General features: G+C 50.2%; 13 protein-coding genes. All 13 read left to right on the top strand.

What is annotated here, in order from left to right; translation table 11 throughout:
• The first annotated feature begins 39 nt into the window (after nt 1-39).
• The 13 genes from proS (at nt 40) to pnp (ending at nt 17,575) form a co-directional block, all read left to right on the top strand.
• Nucleotides 40-1,491 (top strand): proline--tRNA ligase, encoded by a 1,452-nt coding sequence (gene proS, locus BN6628_RS16395; RefSeq protein WP_068619267.1) that lies wholly within the window; start codon nt 40-42, stop codon nt 1,489-1,491.
• A 395-nt stretch (nt 1,492-1,886) separates the two neighbouring features.
• Nucleotides 1,887-6,203 carry a PolC-type DNA polymerase III gene (locus BN6628_RS16390; RefSeq protein WP_068619265.1) on the top strand — a complete coding sequence of 1,439 codons (4,317 nt, stop codon included), beginning with the start codon at nt 1,887-1,889 and terminating at the stop codon, nt 6,201-6,203.
• Nucleotides 6,204-6,437: 234 nt separating this feature from the next.
• Entirely contained in the window at nt 6,438-6,899 is a 462-nt protein-coding gene (gene rimP / locus BN6628_RS16385; protein WP_068619264.1) for a ribosome maturation factor RimP, read from the top strand.
• 44 nt (nt 6,900-6,943) lie between these two features.
• Nucleotides 6,944-8,041, top strand: a complete 1,098-nt coding sequence (gene nusA, locus BN6628_RS16380) for a transcription termination factor NusA (protein WP_068619263.1) — start codon at nt 6,944-6,946, stop codon at nt 8,039-8,041.
• A 21-nt stretch (nt 8,042-8,062) separates the two neighbouring features.
• Entirely contained in the window at nt 8,063-8,377 is a 315-nt protein-coding gene (rnpM, locus tag BN6628_RS16375) for an RNase P modulator RnpM (RefSeq protein ID WP_068619262.1), read from the top strand.
• On the top strand, nt 8,370-8,693 hold the full coding sequence (locus BN6628_RS16370; RefSeq protein WP_068619256.1) for a L7Ae/L30e/S12e/Gadd45 family ribosomal protein: 324 nt from the start codon (nt 8,370-8,372) through the stop codon (nt 8,691-8,693). The genes rnpM and BN6628_RS16370 overlap by 8 nt, the downstream gene beginning before the upstream one ends.
• Nucleotides 8,686-11,250, top strand: coding sequence for a translation initiation factor IF-2 (gene infB / locus BN6628_RS16365; RefSeq protein ID WP_068619253.1), 2,565 nt, complete (start codon nt 8,686-8,688; stop codon nt 11,248-11,250). The genes BN6628_RS16370 and infB overlap by 8 nt, the downstream gene beginning before the upstream one ends.
• A gap of 13 nt (nt 11,251-11,263) precedes the next feature.
• On the top strand, nt 11,264-11,614 hold the full coding sequence (rbfA, locus tag BN6628_RS16360; RefSeq protein WP_068619251.1) for a 30S ribosome-binding factor RbfA: 351 nt from the start codon (nt 11,264-11,266) through the stop codon (nt 11,612-11,614).
• Between the two features lie 13 nt (nt 11,615-11,627).
• Nucleotides 11,628-12,605: a DHH family phosphoesterase gene (locus tag BN6628_RS16355; protein WP_068619249.1), complete on the top strand. Its 978-nt coding sequence runs from the start codon at nt 11,628-11,630 to the stop codon at nt 12,603-12,605.
• Nucleotides 12,602-13,522, top strand: a complete 921-nt coding sequence (gene truB, locus BN6628_RS16350) for a tRNA pseudouridine(55) synthase TruB (protein WP_068619247.1) — start codon at nt 12,602-12,604, stop codon at nt 13,520-13,522. The genes BN6628_RS16355 and truB overlap by 4 nt, the downstream gene beginning before the upstream one ends.
• 99 nt (nt 13,523-13,621) lie before the next feature.
• Complete coding sequence (locus tag BN6628_RS16345) at nt 13,622-14,578, top strand: bifunctional riboflavin kinase/FAD synthetase (RefSeq protein ID WP_068622375.1); 957 nt, start codon at nt 13,622-13,624, stop codon at nt 14,576-14,578.
• Nucleotides 14,579-14,962: 384 nt separating this feature from the next.
• The gene (gene rpsO, locus BN6628_RS16340) at nt 14,963-15,232 is read left to right on the top strand and encodes a 30S ribosomal protein S15 (protein WP_068619245.1); all 270 of its coding nucleotides are present in this window, start codon (nt 14,963-14,965) and stop codon (nt 15,230-15,232) included.
• A gap of 246 nt (nt 15,233-15,478) precedes the next feature.
• Nucleotides 15,479-17,575, top strand: coding sequence for a polyribonucleotide nucleotidyltransferase (pnp, locus tag BN6628_RS16335; RefSeq protein ID WP_068619243.1), 2,097 nt, complete (start codon nt 15,479-15,481; stop codon nt 17,573-17,575).
• The last annotated feature ends 140 nt before the right edge of the window (nt 17,576-17,715 follow it).

The following is a 17,715-nucleotide window of genomic DNA, read 5'->3' as shown; positions in this document are numbered from 1 at the left end:
AGATAATTTAGGGTTATTAACGGGAGGACAACGTTTCTTATGGCGAATGAAGATAAGCAGTTTGTGACTGAAATTACACCTCAGCAGGAGGATTTCTCCCGCTGGTATATTGACGTAATTAAGAAAGCCGATCTGATGGATTATTCACCGGTCCGTGGCTGTATCGTATTCAAGCCGGACGGGTATGAGATTTGGGAGCATATTCAGGATGAGCTTGACCGGCGCTTCAAGGAGACCGGACACCGCAATGCCTACTTCCCATTGTTCATCCCGGAAAGCTTCTTCCAGAAGGAGAAGGAACATGTGGAAGGCTTTAACCCCGAGCTGCCTTGGGTGACTGAAGCGGCAGGGGAGAAGCTGGAGGAACGCCTAGCGGTTCGCCCGACTTCCGAAACCATGATCGGACATATGTACGAAAGATGGATTCAGTCATACCGTGATCTTCCGGTCCTGATCAACCAATGGGCGAACGTTGTCCGCTGGGAGAAGCGGACCCTGCCTTTCCTTCGCACAAGTGAATTCCTGTGGCAGGAAGGCCATACGGCACACGAGAACGAACAGGAAGCCCGTGAAGAAACGATGAAGATCCTGGAAATATATCGCGACTTTGTGGAGAATTATCTCGCGATACCTGTAATCGTGGGACAGAAGACTCCTTCCGAGAAATTCGCCGGCGCGGTCGATACGTTCTCGATTGAGGCGATGATGAAGGATGGACGTGCCGTTCAAGCAGGCACATCGCATTACCTTGGAACGAATTTTGCCAAGGCTTTTGAAATTAAATATTTGAATCGTGAGAATGTGCAAGAGTATGTGCACACCACTTCTTGGGGCGTAAGCACACGCCTGATCGGTTCACTGATTATGGTGCATGGGGATGACCGGGGGCTTGCTCTTCCTCCGAAGGTGGCTCCGAAGCAGGTGATGATTATTCCGATTGGACCTCCTAAAACCCGTGATCAAGTGGTGGGAAGAGCCGATGAGCTGTTCAACGAGCTGAAGAAGGCCGGCATTCGCGTCGGCATAGATGACCGTGCGGATGTGCGTCCAGGCTGGAAGTTCAACGAGTATGAAATGCGCGGCGTACCTGTGCGGCTTGAGATTGGACCACGGGATATGGAGAACGGCGTATGTGTTCTCGTCTCCCGGATCAGCGGAGAGAAGAAAGTGATTCAGCAGGAGAATCTGGTCCAAGAGGTTGAGGCCATGCTGGATCAGGTTCACCATGAAATGTATGAACGGGCCAAGACGTTCCGTGAAGAGCATTTCTATTCCGTGGACACTCTCGATGAGATGAAGGCGAACATTGAAGAGCAGCGCGGATTCACGTTGGCTGGCTGGTGCGGATCTGAGGCCTGTGAGGATACAGTCAAGAAGGAGACGGGAGCTACAAGCCGGAACATCCCATTTGAACCACAGGTGAAGAAGCATACTTGTCTGGTGTGCGGGGAGAAAGCCGAGCATACCGTAGTATTCGCCAGAGCCTACTAAGCTGGCTGCTCTGTGAAGCGGGCAGACCGCTAAGAGCAACGATCGCATCACATATACGCCAAAAAAGGAGGCTTCCGGCAGTAGGTTGATAGGGCATCATAGGCCCGCAACTATCCGTCTGGAAGCCCTTTTTATTCCTTTTTTATAGAGGCAAAAGGGTGAAATGATTCCGGAGAAGCGCAGCGTCCGCCTTTGTCTCCGAAATGCCCCTACTTGGATATCTAGTTCAAGCATTTCGGAGACAACAGCGGCCTTAAAGAACACTCGGTATCGCAGCCGTCCGAAAAGAAATCCGTGCACAACAGTGACATTAAAGAACGTTTCACCTGGATGCCTTATTCGTACAATCATTTTTTCAAATTTATATAAGAAGGCAGTATGAGGGGGAGGGGAATATGAGCCAAGCGGGGGACAAAAGAACACGGTTTGAGCTCTTGATGAAGCAGACGGAAATTCCGGGCGCTTTAATTGATGCCCATTTCCTGGATGGTGTAATTGAGCAGGTTGAAGTAAGCCGGAGCAACCGGGCTTGGAAGATTGTAATCCATAAGGAAACCCTGGTACCTGGCCAGGTATACCGTACATTTTGCCTGCAAGTGCAGGAGAAGATGCAGCATATTTCCAAGATATCGTTTGAGTTCCGGTACGCCGGGTCGGTCACGAGTAATCAGATTGTCTCCGAGTACTGGAAATTGTTTCTCGAATGGGTGCAGCGTGAAGTACCGTCGGTCAATGGATGGATGTCCAGAGCCACCTTCGAGGTGGAGCAGGATCTGGTTGTCATCTCTATGACCGATGCCACCTCGCTCGAGCTGGCCAAGAAGAAGGGAATTGACCGTGCGGTGGTGACGTTCTTTGAAACGTATTTTGCCCTGCCGCTTAGAGTGAAGCTTCAGACTGCAGAAGGTCCAAATGAGGCGTTTGAAGAGTTCCAGCAGCGGATTGTTGAGGAGGAACGGGAAGTCATCCAGCAGATGATGACCAGCATGGAGCCGGAACCCGAGGAAGTCGACGAGAGCGGCGAAGTGGTCAAGCTGCAGGTGGGTTATGAGATCAAGGAACAACCGGTACCGCTTAAAGATATTCAGGATGAAGAGAAGAAGATCACAATCCAAGGCACGATCTTTGGCCTGGACAGCAAGGAGTTGCGTAACGGTAGCACGTTGTTCACCTTCTATCTTACCGATTTCAGCGACTCGCTTCAGATGAAGATGTTTGCGAAGACCAAGGAAGACTTGAAGATTATGAGCCTGCTGGCGAACGGCAAATGGGTGAAGGCACGCGGCCGGGTTGAATATGACCGGTTCATGCAGGTTCCCGAGCTGGTCATGATCCCTTCAGATCTGAGCGAGGTTAATGCACCTCCTGGACGCAAAGACAATGCGGCGGAGAAGCGGGTGGAGTTCCATCTGCACACCACGATGAGCACGATGGATGCCGTTACACCGATTGACCAATATGTGAAAATGGCTGCGAAATGGGGCCATAAGGCGATTGCGGTCACGGACCATGGCGGCGTTCAGTGTTATCCGGACGCGGCCAAAGCGGCCAAGAAGAATGGCATCAAGATGATTTACGGGCTGGAAGCAAACGTGGTGAATGATAATGTGGCCGTTGTGCTGGAGCCGCGTCCGATTGAGCTTAAGACAGCTACTTACATTGTGTTTGACATCGAGACCACAGGTCTATCCGTAACACAGAACAATATCATTGAGATTGCTGCGGTAAAGATGGTGGAAGGCAAGGAAATCGGCAGATATGCAACGTTTGTGAATCCGCATGAGCGAATCCCTTACAATATCCAGCAGCTGACGAATATCAATGATGAAATGGTGAAGGACGCTCCTGATGTGGAGCCGGTACTGAAGGAGTTCATAGAGTTCGCCGGCGATGGGGTGCTTGTGGCCCATAATGCCAGATTTGACGTGGGCTTTGTGAATGCTAAGCTGAAAGACCTCGGCATGGAGCCAATGCAAAATTCTGTGCTCGATACATTGGAGCTGGCCAGACTGCTGCATCCGACACTTAAGAATCACAGGCTGAACACGCTGGCTGCTAAATATAAAGTTTCGCTTGAGAATCATCACCGGGCGATTGATGATACCGTAGCCCTTGCAGAGATCCTGGTTGGTCTGCTTGAGGATGCAGCCAAAATCAAAGGAATCATGATGCTTGATCGCTTGAATGATCATGTCGGCAAGGACTTGTCCAACGTCCGTCCGTTCCACTGCAGCATCTATGCGCTGAACATGACAGGCAAGAAGAACCTGTTCAAGCTGGTCTCCATGTCCCATACCGAGTATTTCAAGCGGGTGCCTTGCATTCCGAAATCCAAGCTGGTGGAAATGAGAGAGGGCCTGTTGATCATCTCCGGCTGTGAGAAGGGCGAGTTCTTCGAAGCCGTGCTGAATAAGTCGGTGGAAGAGGCTGAGGAGGTTGCCCAGTTCTATGACGTGCTGGAAATTCAGCCGATCACGATGTATATGCACTTGGTAGAGAAGGGACTGGTCGGCAGTACAGCCGAGCTGGAAACCGCCATTCGCAAGGTGTGCGAGATCGGCCGCAAGCTCAGCAAGCCGGTCATTGCTACCGGCAACGTGCATTATCTTGAGCCACGTGACAAGCTGTACAGGGACATTACGATACACGGTATCACCGGCTTCAGTCCGCTGAAGGATATCCGCAAGCCAGATGCCCATCTGCGGACAACGGAGGAGATGCTGAAGGAATTTGAATTCCTGGGCGAGGATAAAGCCTACGAGGTCGTGGTTAAGAACACGTCGGAGCTTGCAGATTCCTTTGAAGAACTTGAATTGTTCCCTTCCAAGCTGTTCACTCCGATTATTGAAGGGGCGGATGAAGAAATCCGCCAGACCTGCTATGACACAGCGAAATCTTTATATGGGGAGGATCTGCCCGAAGTTGTAGTGGCTCGGCTGGAGAAAGAGCTGGAGCCGATCATCAAATACGGGTTCTCCGCCAACTACCTGATCTCCGAACGCCTGGTGAAGAAATCAAACCAGGACGGCTATCTAGTCGGTTCCCGGGGGTCTGTCGGCTCCTCGGTAGTGGCGACTTTCCTGGGTATTTCGGAGGTTAACCCGCTGCCTGCACATTATCTATGTCTTAATAAAGAGTGCAAATACAGTGAATGGTTCCTGGACGGAAGCATTCCGAGTGGATTCGACCTTCCCGATAAGCCTTGTCCGAAATGTGGGGAGAAGCTGAAGGGAGAAGGACAGGACATTCCGTTTGAGACGTTCCTGGGCTTTAAAGGGGATAAGGTTCCCGATATCGATTTGAACTTTTCCGGTGAATATCAGCCTCATGCCCATAATTACACCAAAGAGCTGTTTGGGGAGAAAAGTGTGTTCCGGGCGGGGACCATCGGTACGGTGGCGGAGAAGACCGCTTTTGGGTTTGCCAAGAAGTACGAGGAGGAACATGGAAAGAAATGGCGGGGGGCTGAACTCAACCGGCTCGCATCGGGCTGTACCGGGGTTAAGCGGAGTACGGGGCAGCATCCTGGTGGTATTGTTGTTGTACCGGATTATATGGAAGTCGACGATATCACGCCTGTCCAGTATCCGGCGGACGACACGTCTTCGGATTGGAAAACCACTCATTTTGATTATCATGCCTTTGATGCGAACCTGCTTAAACTCGATATTCTGGGACACGATGATCCGACAATGATGCGGATGCTGCAGGATTTGACGGGTGTGGACCCAACCACGATTCCGATGAATGATCCGAAGGTGATGAGCATGTTCAACTCGACGGAGGCGCTCGGTGTGACCCCGCAGCAGATTCGTACGCCGGTAGCCACTTACGGGGTTCCGGAAATGGGAACCAAATTCGTACGTCAGATGCTGGTGGAGTCACAGCCTTCGTCCTTTGCCGATTTGCTTCAGATCTCTGGACTCTCCCACGGGACCGGGGTATGGCTCGGAAATGCCCAGGAGCTGATCAAGAACAATACCTGCAACATCAAAACAGTTATTGGTTGTCGTGACGATATTATGCTCTATCTGATCTACAAAGCAGGTATGGACGCGAGTCTGGCTTTCAAAATTACGGAAAGCGTGCGTAAAGGGAAGGGGCTTCCGCCCGAGTGGATTGATGAGATGAAGAAATGCAAGGTGCCTCAGTGGTATATTGATTCCTGTCTCAAAATCCAGTACATGTTCCCGAAAGCCCATGCGGCCGCCTATGTTATTTCGGCTGTACGCACGGCTTACTTCAAGCTGTATCACCCTATTGAATTTTATGCCACATATTTCTCAGTCCGGGTCGCGGACTTTGAACTTGAGCTGATGTGTCAAGGGTATGAGGCGATTTACCGGAGAATCGAGGAGATTGAGCAGAAGGGGTTCCAGGCGCTGCCGAAGGAGAAGAATATGCTCCCGATGCTGGAAATGGCTTTGGAGATGACTGCGCGTGGCTTCCGGTTCAAGAATATCGACTTATACCGTTCAGATGCGCTTAAGTTTATCGTGGATGGGGATTCCTTGATTCCGCCGTTCTCCGCCCTGGCGGGGATTGGGGATAATGCGGCGCGCAACATCGCTGCTGCCAAGGAGCAAGGGGAGTTCCTGTCTATTGAGGACTTCCAACAGAAATCCAAAGCGAGTAAGACGGTAATTGAGCTGCTCAGCCAAATGGGCTGTTTCCGCGGATTGCCTGAAAGCAACCAGCTTTCCCTCTTTTAGGAAGAAATATCTGTGTATGGTCGCGGCTCAGACTGGAGCCTAAATGCGTACAAGCTCATGTGCCGCAAGGACTTTGGGCGGGTACAGTCAGGGTATCTTACTTGTCAGTGTTATCCGACTATGTTATAATTTTTTTGGTAATCATGAAGATAGAACCGTTGTGTAAAGAGTGGGGAAACCCACTCTTTACTCTTTGGTATATAGGAATGAAGTTTCTCTTGGAGGTATGAACGCTTGAGCACACCTAAAATCAAAGCGCATGTTGAACAATTGGTACAGCCTTTTCTGGAGGATAACGGCTTTGAATTGGTAGACATTGAATACGTGAAGGAAGGCAGCAACTGGTTCCTGCGTGTATTCGTCGATAAGGAAGGCGGCATCGATATTGATGACTGCGGCCGCATCAGTGAGTATCTCAGTGAGCAGCTTGATGCTAATGACCCGATTCCGACGGCTTATTTCCTGGAAGTGTCTTCTCCTGGAGCGGAACGTCCACTGAAGAAGCCTGAAGACGTGGCTAAAGCTGTTGGCAAAGATGTATTTGTGACTACATACGAGCCGATTGATGGTCAGAAGGAATTTGAAGGCAAGCTTCTTTCTTTTGAGAACGAGGAGCTGGTTGTGCAGTCGGGTAAGAAACAGACCGCCATTCCGTATTCGAAGGTTGCCAGTGCGAGACTGGCTATTATTTTCTAGAACAAATAGATGGGTGAATTATTGAAAGGGGGAGCTTGAGGCAAATGAGTATGGATTTTATCGAAGCTATGAATGAATTGGAAAGAGAGAAAGGAATCAGTAAAGACATTTTGTTTGAAGCCATTGAAGCTGCACTGATCTCCAGTTATAAACGCAACTTCAATACAGCACAGAATGTTCGTGTGGACATGAACCGTCACACCGGCGCAATCAAAGTGTTCGCCCGCAAGCTGATTGTGGATGAGGTGCTCGATTTGCGGACGGAGATTTCTCTCCAAGCTGCGCGTGAGATCAACCCGCATTTCCAACTGGATGACATTGCGGAGATTGAGGTGACTCCCCGTGACTTCGGGCGCATTGCGGCACAAACGGCGAAGCAGGTGGTAACCCAGCGGATTCGTGAGGCGGAACGCGGCCTCATTTATAACGCTTTTGTAGATAAGGAAGAAGATATTGTAACTGGAATTGTGCAGCGCCAGGATGCACGGAACATTTATGTGGACCTCGGCAAGGTTGAAGCGCACCTTCCGCTGAACGAGCTGATGCCTAATGAGAAGTTCAAGCACGGCGACCGTATCAAAGCTTTTATCACCAAAGTGGAGAACACGACAAAAGGGCCGCAAATTCTGCTCTCCCGTACACATCCGGGGCTGCTGAAGCGGTTATTTGAACTGGAAGTTCCTGAAATTTTTGATGGGGTTGTTGAAATTCGTTCAGTTGCCCGTGAAGCTGGCTTCCGCTCCAAAATTGCCGTATATTCCCGTAATCCTGAGGTGGATCCGGTCGGTTCCTGTGTTGGACCGAAGGGGCTTCGCGTTCAGACGATTGTGAACGAGCTGCGCGGGGAGAAAATTGATATTGTCCGTTATTCGGAGGATGTGCAGGAGTATGTAGCCAACGCGCTAAGCCCATCCAAAGTGCTTGAGGTTGAGGTGTTTGAAAACGAGAAGATGGCCCGCGTGATTGTGCCTGATTATCAGTTGTCGCTGGCTATCGGTATCAAAGGCCAGAACGCGCGCCTTGCGGCCAAACTGACCGGCTGGAAGATCGATATCAAGAGCGAGAGCCAGGCGGAGCAGGAATTTGGCAGACCTAAAACCGCAGCGGAAGAGCTGCCGCAAGATTCGGTTTCCATAGATTAACGCAAAGGCGGGGACATACAGATGAAGCCAAGAAAAGTACCGCTTCGTAAATGCGTCGCCTGCCAGCAGATGATGCCTAAGAAGCAGTTGATCCGCGTAGTAAGAACGCCTGAAGACGAGGTTCTGATTGATCTGTCCGGCAAAAAATCAGGCCGCGGTGCCTATCTCTGCGGCCAGGTGTCCTGCTTCAAGCTGGCGCATAAGAACCGCGCGCTTGACCGGGCGCTGAAGGCTCCGGTCAAGCCTGAAATTTATGAGCAGCTCGCCCGTGATTTCGTTGCAGTGGAAGAGGAATTCACCGCAATGGCAAATCAGGACGGCGGTGACGATGAGTAAAGTATTCTCCCAGCTCGGATTGGCCATGCGGGCAGGGAAGCTCGTTACCGGAGACGAGATCGTATTAAAGGCCATTCGTTCTTCCGAAGCTAAACTAGTCATTCTTGCCGGGGATGCGTCCCTGAACACACAGAAGAAATTTCGCGACAAATGCGGGACATATAAAGTCCCTTTAATCATCGGATTTAAACGGGATCAGCTGGGTACAAGCATAGGCAAACCGGAGAGGATTGTGCTGGCTTTGACGGATCAGGGTTTCGCAGCGATGATTCGAAAAACAGTGAGTAATTTGTCGGAGGTGGAGTATATTGAGTAAACAAGATAACAAGGATAAGCTCAGAGTATACGAATATGCTAAATCACTAAATATGAGCAGCAAAGAAATTATTACCATTCTTAAACGGTTGGACATTCCGGTCAACAATCACATGAGTGTGATGGAGAATGACGCGGTTTCCCGGGTGGAGAAATTCTTTAAGGATATCAAGACGAATGCGGCTGTCAAAAAGGAAGGTTCCGATTCCAGGGTTGCTCAGGCCAAATCGCCGGCCCCGGTCTCCGCAGGAGGGGACCCTAAGCCGAACACCCAGACTAGAGAACAAGGTGGACAGCGTTCCGAACAAGCTGTTCAGAGAAATGAAGATTCAAACAAAAATCAACAGGAAAAGCAGGTACGCATGAATAATAATAAATCCCAAAATCAATCGAATAGAAGTGCACAAGCGACTCAAGTCCGCAATAATCCGTCTTCAGGCGGAAGAGAACAGAACCAAGGACGTCCCCAGCAAGGAAACGGTGGACGCAATCAAACTTCTGCCGGCGGTCAAAGCCGTCCACAGGGCGGAGGACAGCATACTGCGAGTACACCGCGCCCTCAGCAGAACCAGAACCGCAGTTCCCAGCCGCAGGCGAGAACCGCATCTTCAGGCAATGATAACTACTCTTCGAACCGTGGCCAGGGTCAAGGTCAGGGGCAGAAGAGAAACAACAATAACGGCAGACCTGGACAAAAGCGGTTTGACGATAACAAACCAGGCGGTTATAAGAATAACCGCGGCGGGAAGAATAACCGTGGCAGAGGGCCTCAGCAGCCTGAACGCCGTGAGAAAATCGATAATACACCGAAGAAAATTATCGTTCGTGGTGAGATGACGGTTGGGGAAACCGCCAAGCTTCTTCATAAGGACGCTTCCGAGGTCATTAAGAAGCTGATTTCCCTTGGAGTAATGGCTACGATCAACCAGGAGCTTGATCTGGATACGATCCAGCTGCTGGCCGGGGATTATGGAGTAGAAGTCGAAATCAAGATCCACGTGGAAGACGACCGCTTTGAGAATGTCGAGGAGACGGATGATGAGGCGGATCTGAAAGAACGTCCACCAGTCGTTACCATCATGGGTCACGTTGACCACGGTAAAACGACCTTGCTTGATGCGATCCGTTCCACGAATGTAACTGGCGGCGAAGCCGGGGGGATTACCCAGCATATTGGTGCTTATCAGGTCGAGATCAATAACAAGAAAATCACCTTCCTTGATACACCGGGTCACGAAGCGTTTACAACGATGCGTGCCCGTGGTGCCCAGGTTACGGATATCACAATCATTGTTGTAGCTGCGGATGACGGCGTTATGCCACAGACGGTTGAGGCGATCAGCCATGCCAAAGCGGCTGGTGTTCCAATCATCGTGGCTGTCAACAAGATCGATAAGCCGGAAGCCGATCCAGACCGCGTCAAGCAAGAACTGACCAACTATGAGCTCGTGCCCGAGGAATGGGGCGGTGACACGATCTTCGTGAACGTATCCGCCAAGCAAAGAATCGGTCTGGAAGGACTGCTTGAGATGATCCTTCTGGTAGCTGAGGTCAATGAGTACAAAGCGAACCCGGACAAACGCGCACGCGGCACAGTTATTGAGGCTGAGCTTGACAAGGGCCGTGGCCCGGTTGCCCGCGTACTTGTCCAGCACGGCACACTCAAAGTCGGCGATGCTTTCGTGGCAGGTAACTATTTTGGCCGTGTCCGCGCTATGGTTAATGACAAAGGACGCCGTCTGAAAGAGGCTGGTCCATCAACTCCAGTTGAAATAACAGGTCTGACGGAGGTTCCGCTTGCCGGTGATCCGCTGATGGTGTTTGAGGATGAGCGTAAAGCCCGTTCTATTGCAGACAAACGTGCGATTACCCAGCGTCAATCCGAGATGGGCGCGAACTCCCGCGTAACCCTTGATGATCTGTTCAAGCATATCAAGGAAGGCGAGATCAAAGACCTGAACGTTATCATCAAAGGTGACGTGCAGGGCTCTGTTGAAGCCCTTAAAGGCTCCCTTCAGAAGATTGAGGTTGAAGGAGTCCGGGTTAAGATTCTTCACAGCAGTGTAGGTGCGATCACCGAGTCGGATATTATCCTTGCGGCGGCTTCCAATGCGATTGTGATCGGCTTCAACGTCCGTCCAGAGCCGCGTGCTAAATCCGTGGCTGATGAAGAGAAGGTTGATATTCGCTTGCACCGGGTAATTTATAATGCAATCGAGGAGATCGAGCAGGCCATGAAGGGAATGCTGGATCCGGTTTATAAAGAGAGTGTGATCGGCCACGCTGAGGTCAGAAACACGTTCAAGATCAGCAAAGTGGGTACGATTGCCGGCTGTATGGTAACCTCCGGCAAAATCACGCGTTCGGCTGAAATACGCCTGATTCGTGAGGGTATCGTTGTATTTGAAGGCAAGATCGACTCCTTGAAGCGTTTTAAAGACGATGCCAAAGAAGTGGCCCAAGGTTATGAGTGCGGGATCACAATTGAGGGTTATAATGACCTCAAAGAAGGCGACGTTATTGAAGCCTTCGTGATGGAGACAGTAGAACCGAAGTAAGTGAGGTGGCAGCATGGCTAAGAACCGTACAGGCCGCGTAGGCGAACAGATTAAGAAGGAACTCAGCGTCCTCATTCAAACGGAAATGAAAGATCCGCGGATTGGTTTCATCACCGTAACAGGCGTGGATGTGACAAACGATTTGTCCCAGGCTAAAGTATATTTGAGCGTATTTGGGGATGAGGAGCAGAAGAGCTCCTCCCTGAAAGGTCTGGAGAAGGCCAAAGGCTTCCTCCGGTCCGAGCTCGGCAAACGGATTATGCTCCGGCATACCCCGGAACTGATCTTTAAAATTGATGAGTCGATTTCATACGGCAGCCATATTGAGAAGCTGCTAGGGGATATATCTCACGAAGATAAATAAGAAGGTGACGGCCATGCAGACCCATGAACGGGAGCTCCAGGATGCCCATGCATTCCTGATGGAGCATGATGATTTCTTGGTAGTATCGCATGTACAGCCGGACGGAGACGCAGTCAGTTCCACCCTTGCGGTGGGCTGGCTTCTCTCATGTCTGGGTAAAAATTACGTGATGGTCAACGAAGGGCCGATTCCGCGCAGAATGTCTTATCTCTGGCATGCGGATCAGATCCTTGACTTGTCAGTGACGCCCCTTGAAACTACATACAAACATGTGATTTGTGTGGATTGTGCGGATTATCAGAGGGTGGGGCATACACAGAAATATTTTGCCAAGGATGCACTTATACTCAATATTGATCATCACCCGACCAACGATGCCTATGGGACCGTTAATCTTATTCATCCCCATGCGGCGGCGACGGCTGAAATTTTGCTTGACCTGGTTGAGTATATTGGAGTTGAAATGACAGAAGATATCGCTACAGCGCTGTATACAGGGCTGCTTACCGATACCGGAGGCTTCCGTTATTCCAACACAACACCAAAGGTTATGGCAGCAGCTTCCAAACTGCTTCAGCACGGGGTGGATGGCCCAGGTCTGTCTGAGCTTCTCCTTGAGCAGCTCACCTATCCTCAGCTGCTTATCCTGACCAAGGCCTTGAACAAGCTTCAGATGAGTGAAGACGGGAAGATAAGCTGGGTAAGCATTACTCCCGAAGATATGCTGGAGACTGGCGCAGCCAATGAAGACCTGGAAGGCATCGTGAACTACCCGCGCAATATTCAGGGTGTGGAAGTAGGCATGCTCTTTAAGGTGATTAACGATCAGGCGGTGAAGGTGAGCCTGCGTTCTGCGGGCAAAGTGGATGTGGCAGCCGTGGCTCAGAGCTTCGGAGGAGGCGGACATGTCCGTGCAGCCGGCGCCCGTATTGAAGGAGCTCTGGAGGATATTATTCCAAGGGTGTTAGAACGGGTGAAAGAGCAGCTATGAGTGAGTATGAAGGCGTACTGCCCATCCATAAACCGGCAGGGTTTACTTCACATGACGTGGTGGCCAAAGCGCGCGGCATATTGAAAATGAAGAGAATCGGCCACACAGGCACGCTCGATCCCCAGGTAACGGGAGTGCTTCCCCTCTGCCTTGGCCGGGCAACCCGTGTGGTTGAATATATGCAGGAGATGCCTAAAGAATATGAAGCTACCCTTGTTCTCGGCATTGCCACAGATACCGAAGACCTCACCGGAGCTATAGTTCAGGAGACGGAAGAAGTTCCGGTCACTAAAGATCAGGTACTTGAAACGCTTCGGAAATTTACGGGTACGATCTCGCAGGTCCCCCCTATGTACTCCGCATTAAAAGTGGATGGCAAGCGTCTGTATGAGCTTGCGAGGGAAGGCAAAACTGTAGAGCGCAAGTCCCGCAAGGTGGAGATCTATGAACTGGAGTTGACCGGATTTGAGCTTGATCTTCCAAGGCCAACCATTTCGTTCCGTGCTCTTTGCTCTAAGGGAACCTATATCCGTACCCTGTGTGTGGATATAGGCCGGGAACTAGGGGTTCCGGCCTGCATGTCTGAGCTTAAACGGACGATGTCTGCCGGAATTCCGCTTTCCCGGTGCCTGACACTGGAAGAGGTGGAACTGTGTGTCCGTGAAGGGAATCTGCAGCAATATTTGATTCCTGTTGATCAGGCGGTCTCTCACCTGGCTTCCCACCAGGTGTCCGCTGAGAAGGTCAAAGCTGCACTTCAAGGCCAAAGGCTTAGCTGGACAGCCGTTAAGCCTCAGGTAATGGGGAACGAACCAATACGCTTGTATGATCCTGATGGCAATTTTCTTGGGATTTTCCACAAAGAGCCTGAATCAGGAGCCATTGCTGCGGTAAAGGTTTTTCTGCCAGGACTGTAACAGGCGGCGAGCCGAGTGTCCGGCTTGAACCTGAATGAACACCAGGGCGCTTGGTAGTTCGAAGTAAGAGTAATTTAGCGGAAAATGCAGGTGAGAAATTTGGAGACAGTACACATATCCTATCCACTATCCCAGGATATTATTGAACGATATTCAGGTCCGCAGGTGTTAGCGCTCGGGCAGTTTGACGGTGTGCACCTGGGACATGCCAGCGTGATTCAGATGGCGATTAAGGAAGGGGCCTCACAGGGAATTCCTGTTTCGCTGATGACCTTTCACCCTCATCCCAAAGAAGTTATGAAGAAGGGGGATTATGAGGGGTACCTGACACCAACCCGCGAGAAAGAAAATCTGCTTCGTTCCATGGGGGTTGATTATCTCTACGTCGTTGAATTCAATCACGAGTTCTCGAAGGTGAGCCCACTGGAATTCGTAAACGAAATGCTCTTCCCGCTGCGGATTCATGCGGCAGTTGCAGGCTTTGACTTCCGCTTCGGCCATAAGGGAGAAGGGGATGTTGATATCCTTAAGCGTCTGGGGGAAGGGAACTTCCAGGTCTATACGGTCCCTCCTTTTGTTATGGGCGGGGAGAAGGTTAGCAGTTCAGGCATCCGCAAGCTGCTTCAAGAAGGGGATATCGCTCTGGCCAATGAATGGCTGGGACGCCGGTATGCTTTGTCCGGAACGGTCATCAACGGGGAGAAGAGAGGACGCACCATCGGCTTCCCTACAGCCAATGTCGAGCTTTCCGAACATTATGTCCTTCCCAGAAAAGGGGTCTATGCTGTAACGGTGGACTACGAGGGGAAAGTACTTCACGGCGTGATGAACATTGGTGTGAAGCCCACATTCCACAGCGGAGTCAGCAAGCCGTGGTTCGAGGTTCATCTATTTGACTTCAGTGGTGACTTATATGGCCGGACCTTAAGGGTTGAGCTTGTTTCTTACATCCGGGAGGAGCGCAAGTTCGGTTCGATCGATGAGCTGATCGCCCAGATCACCAAGGATGCCGACACAGCCCGCAGGTTGCTTGGAAGCCTTGGAACTGTAAGGTAGCTTCGGGTATTTGCATGATGATCTGAGGCAGTATATACAATGAACTTTAGACTTAACCGGTCTCAGCTTCGATCCCGAGTGATTCTGAAGAAGCGTAGCGTTCGCCTTTGTCTCCGAAATGCCCCTGTTTGGATATCTAGTTCAAGCATTTCGGAGACAACAGCGGCCTTAAAGAACACTCGGCATCGCAGCTCCACAAAAGCGTAACCTTCATAAGTTCATTTTATATAGAGTATAAGTTTACTTTTGTCCCAGAGGTATGATATACTAATTAACGTTATTCGCAGGCATGGCCTGTGTGATGACTATAACCTTGGCTTGGTTGTACGTTCTCACCGGCGGCAACGAGGCTGATGGCGATTATAATGAAGGAGGTGAAACAGGATGGCATTGACTCAAGAGCGTAAGCAACAATTGATCGACGAGCACAAAACTCATGAATCCGATACAGGATCACCTGAGGTGCAGATTGCTATCCTTACGGAGAACATCGTCAATTTGACGAACCATTTCCGTTCGCATAAGAAAGATCACCATTCACGTCGTGGTCTTCTGAAGATGGTAGGTCAACGTCGTAAACTTCTTGCTTATTTGAAGAAGAAAGACGTTCAACGCTACAGTGCGCTGATCGAAAAACTCGGCCTGCGTCGTTAATTTAATCTTGTTTAACACCCAAAGCAGCCTGGTTGCCGCCGGATGCGCTTAATCAAAGCGAATGGTGGCAGTCGGGTTGCTTTTTACGATAAAGCGTTTTCGTGAGGAACAGCTCATCATCTAATGTAAGTCTGCTCCAGAACGGAGCTTTTTGTTCTCTATGATCATCATGAATCAGGGACAAGCAGGAGATAATGAGAGATATCCCGAACATATATTTTTAGGATGAAGACAAGGAGGAATCTCATGGAAAACCATGTGAAAATGCAGCTCGGAGGTAGACCCCTGAGCCTCGAAACAGGCCGGCTTGCTAAGCAGGCTAATGCTGCAGTAACCGTTCGTTACGGGGATACGGTTGTCCTGTGTACCGTTACGGCTTCCAAAGAGCCAAAGGACCTGGATTTCTTCCCGTTGACGGTGAATTATGAAGAAAAGCTGTATGCGGTAGGGAAAATTCCAGGCGGATTTATTAAACGGGAAGGACGTCCAAGCGAGAAAGCGATTCTGGCCAGCCGTCTTACAGACCGCCCGATCCGTCCATTGTTCCCGGAAGGCTTCCGCAATGATGTACAGATCGTCAACTATGTAATGAGTGTGGACCAGGACTGCGAACCGGAAATTGCGGCAATGATCGGAACTTCCGCAGCACTCAGTATTTCTGACGTTCCATTCAACGGACCTATCGGCGGTGTTGCGGTTGGGCGTGTTAATGGAGAGTTTGTAATTAATCCGGATATTGCCCAGCAGGAAAGCAGTGACATCTATCTTGTGGTAGCCGGAACGAAGGACGCCATTATGATGGTTGAAGCTGAAGCAAATGAAGTTCCTGAGGAAATCATGCTGGAAGCTATTATGTTCGGACATGATGAAATCAAGAAGATTGTGCAGACCATTGAAGAGCTGGTTCAGATTGCAGGCAAGCCTAAAATGGAAGTTAAGCTTCATGCTGTCAACGCAGACGTGAACCGGGAAGTTCGTGAATATGCGGCCAAGCGCTTGGTTGAAGCGGTAAAAGTGGCCGAGAAGCACGCACGTCAAGAAGCAATTGATGCGATTAATGATGAGACTGTGGCCTTTTTTGAGCAAAAGTACATAGAATCACTGGAGCTCTTAAAGGATGTAAAAGAAGTTCTGCATGATATCGTGAAAGAAGAAGTCCGTCGTTTGATCACGCATGACAAAGTGCGTCCGGACGGTCGTAAGTTGGACGAAATTCGTCCAATTGAATGTGATATCAACCTGCTGCCTCGCACACACGGCTCCGGTCTGTTCACACGCGGCCAGACTCAAGCTCTCAGTGTATGTACACTTGGCGCCTTGGGAGATGTGCAGATTCTCGACGGGATTGATCTGGAAGAATCCAAACGGTTTATGCACCACTACAATTTCCCTCCGTTCAGCGTAGGTGAAGCGCGTCCGCTTCGTGCTCCTGGACGCCGTGAGATTGGACATGGTGCGCTTGGTGAGCGTGCCTTGATGAAGGTCATTCCTTCAGAAACGGAGTTCCCATACACGATCCGTCTGGTATCCGAGGTTCTTGAATCCAACGGTTCCACGTCTCAGGCAAGTATCTGCGCAAGCACACTGGCCATGATGGATGCTGGGGTGCCAATCAAAGCGCCGGTAGCCGGTGTAGCCATGGGTCTGATCAAAGATGGGGAGCATGTCTCCATCCTGACCGACATTCAAGGTATGGAAGATCATCTCGGCGATATGGACTTTAAGGTAGCTGGAACCAAGGAAGGCGTTACCGCCATCCAAATGGATATCAAGATTGACGGTATCGACCGCTCTATTCTTCAAAATGCGCTGGGACAAGCAAAGGAAGGCCGGATGTTCATCCTTTCCAAAATGATGGAAGTCATCCAAAAGCCAAAGGAAACTTTGTCGCCATATGCGCCTAAGATTCTGACCATGAACATCAACCCGGACAAAATCCGTGATGTCATTGGTGCAGGCGGTAAAATCATCAATAAAATTATTGAAGAAACCGGCGTAAAAATTGATATCGAGCAGGATGGACGTGTCTTCATCGCATCTGCCAACCAGGAGATGAATGAGAAAGCCCGTTCGATTATCGAAGGCATTGTTAAAGAAGTTGTCGTAGGTGAAATCTACACGGGTACGGTCAAGCGGATTGAAAAATTCGGGGCCTTTGTGGAAATTTTGCCTGGCAAAGACGGTCTGGTGCATATTTCACAAGTATCTACTGAGCGCGTGGCTAAAGTGGAAGATGTCCTGGCAATCGGCGATGTCATTACGGTGAAGGTAACGGAGATTGACCAGCAGGGCCGGGTTAACCTGTCCCGTAAAGCCGTACTTACAGCCGAAGCAGCTAAGTAAAATAAATAAATAAAGCTCCCTTTGATAAGGGCTAGCATGAAAAAAGAGGCAGAGTGAAATTGTTCTGGCTCTTTTTTTGTCTTTCCATCCAAGTGAGGTGTACAGGCGCATAATCTGAAGGCTATTCACATATGATGAGG

The organism is Paenibacillus tuaregi (genome assembly GCF_900086655.1).
Taxonomy (GTDB): Bacteria; Bacillota; Bacilli; order Paenibacillales; family Paenibacillaceae; genus Fontibacillus; species Fontibacillus tuaregi.
The sequence above is the reverse complement of the archived record's forward strand: the minus strand, read 5'-3'. Positions and strand labels throughout refer to the sequence as shown.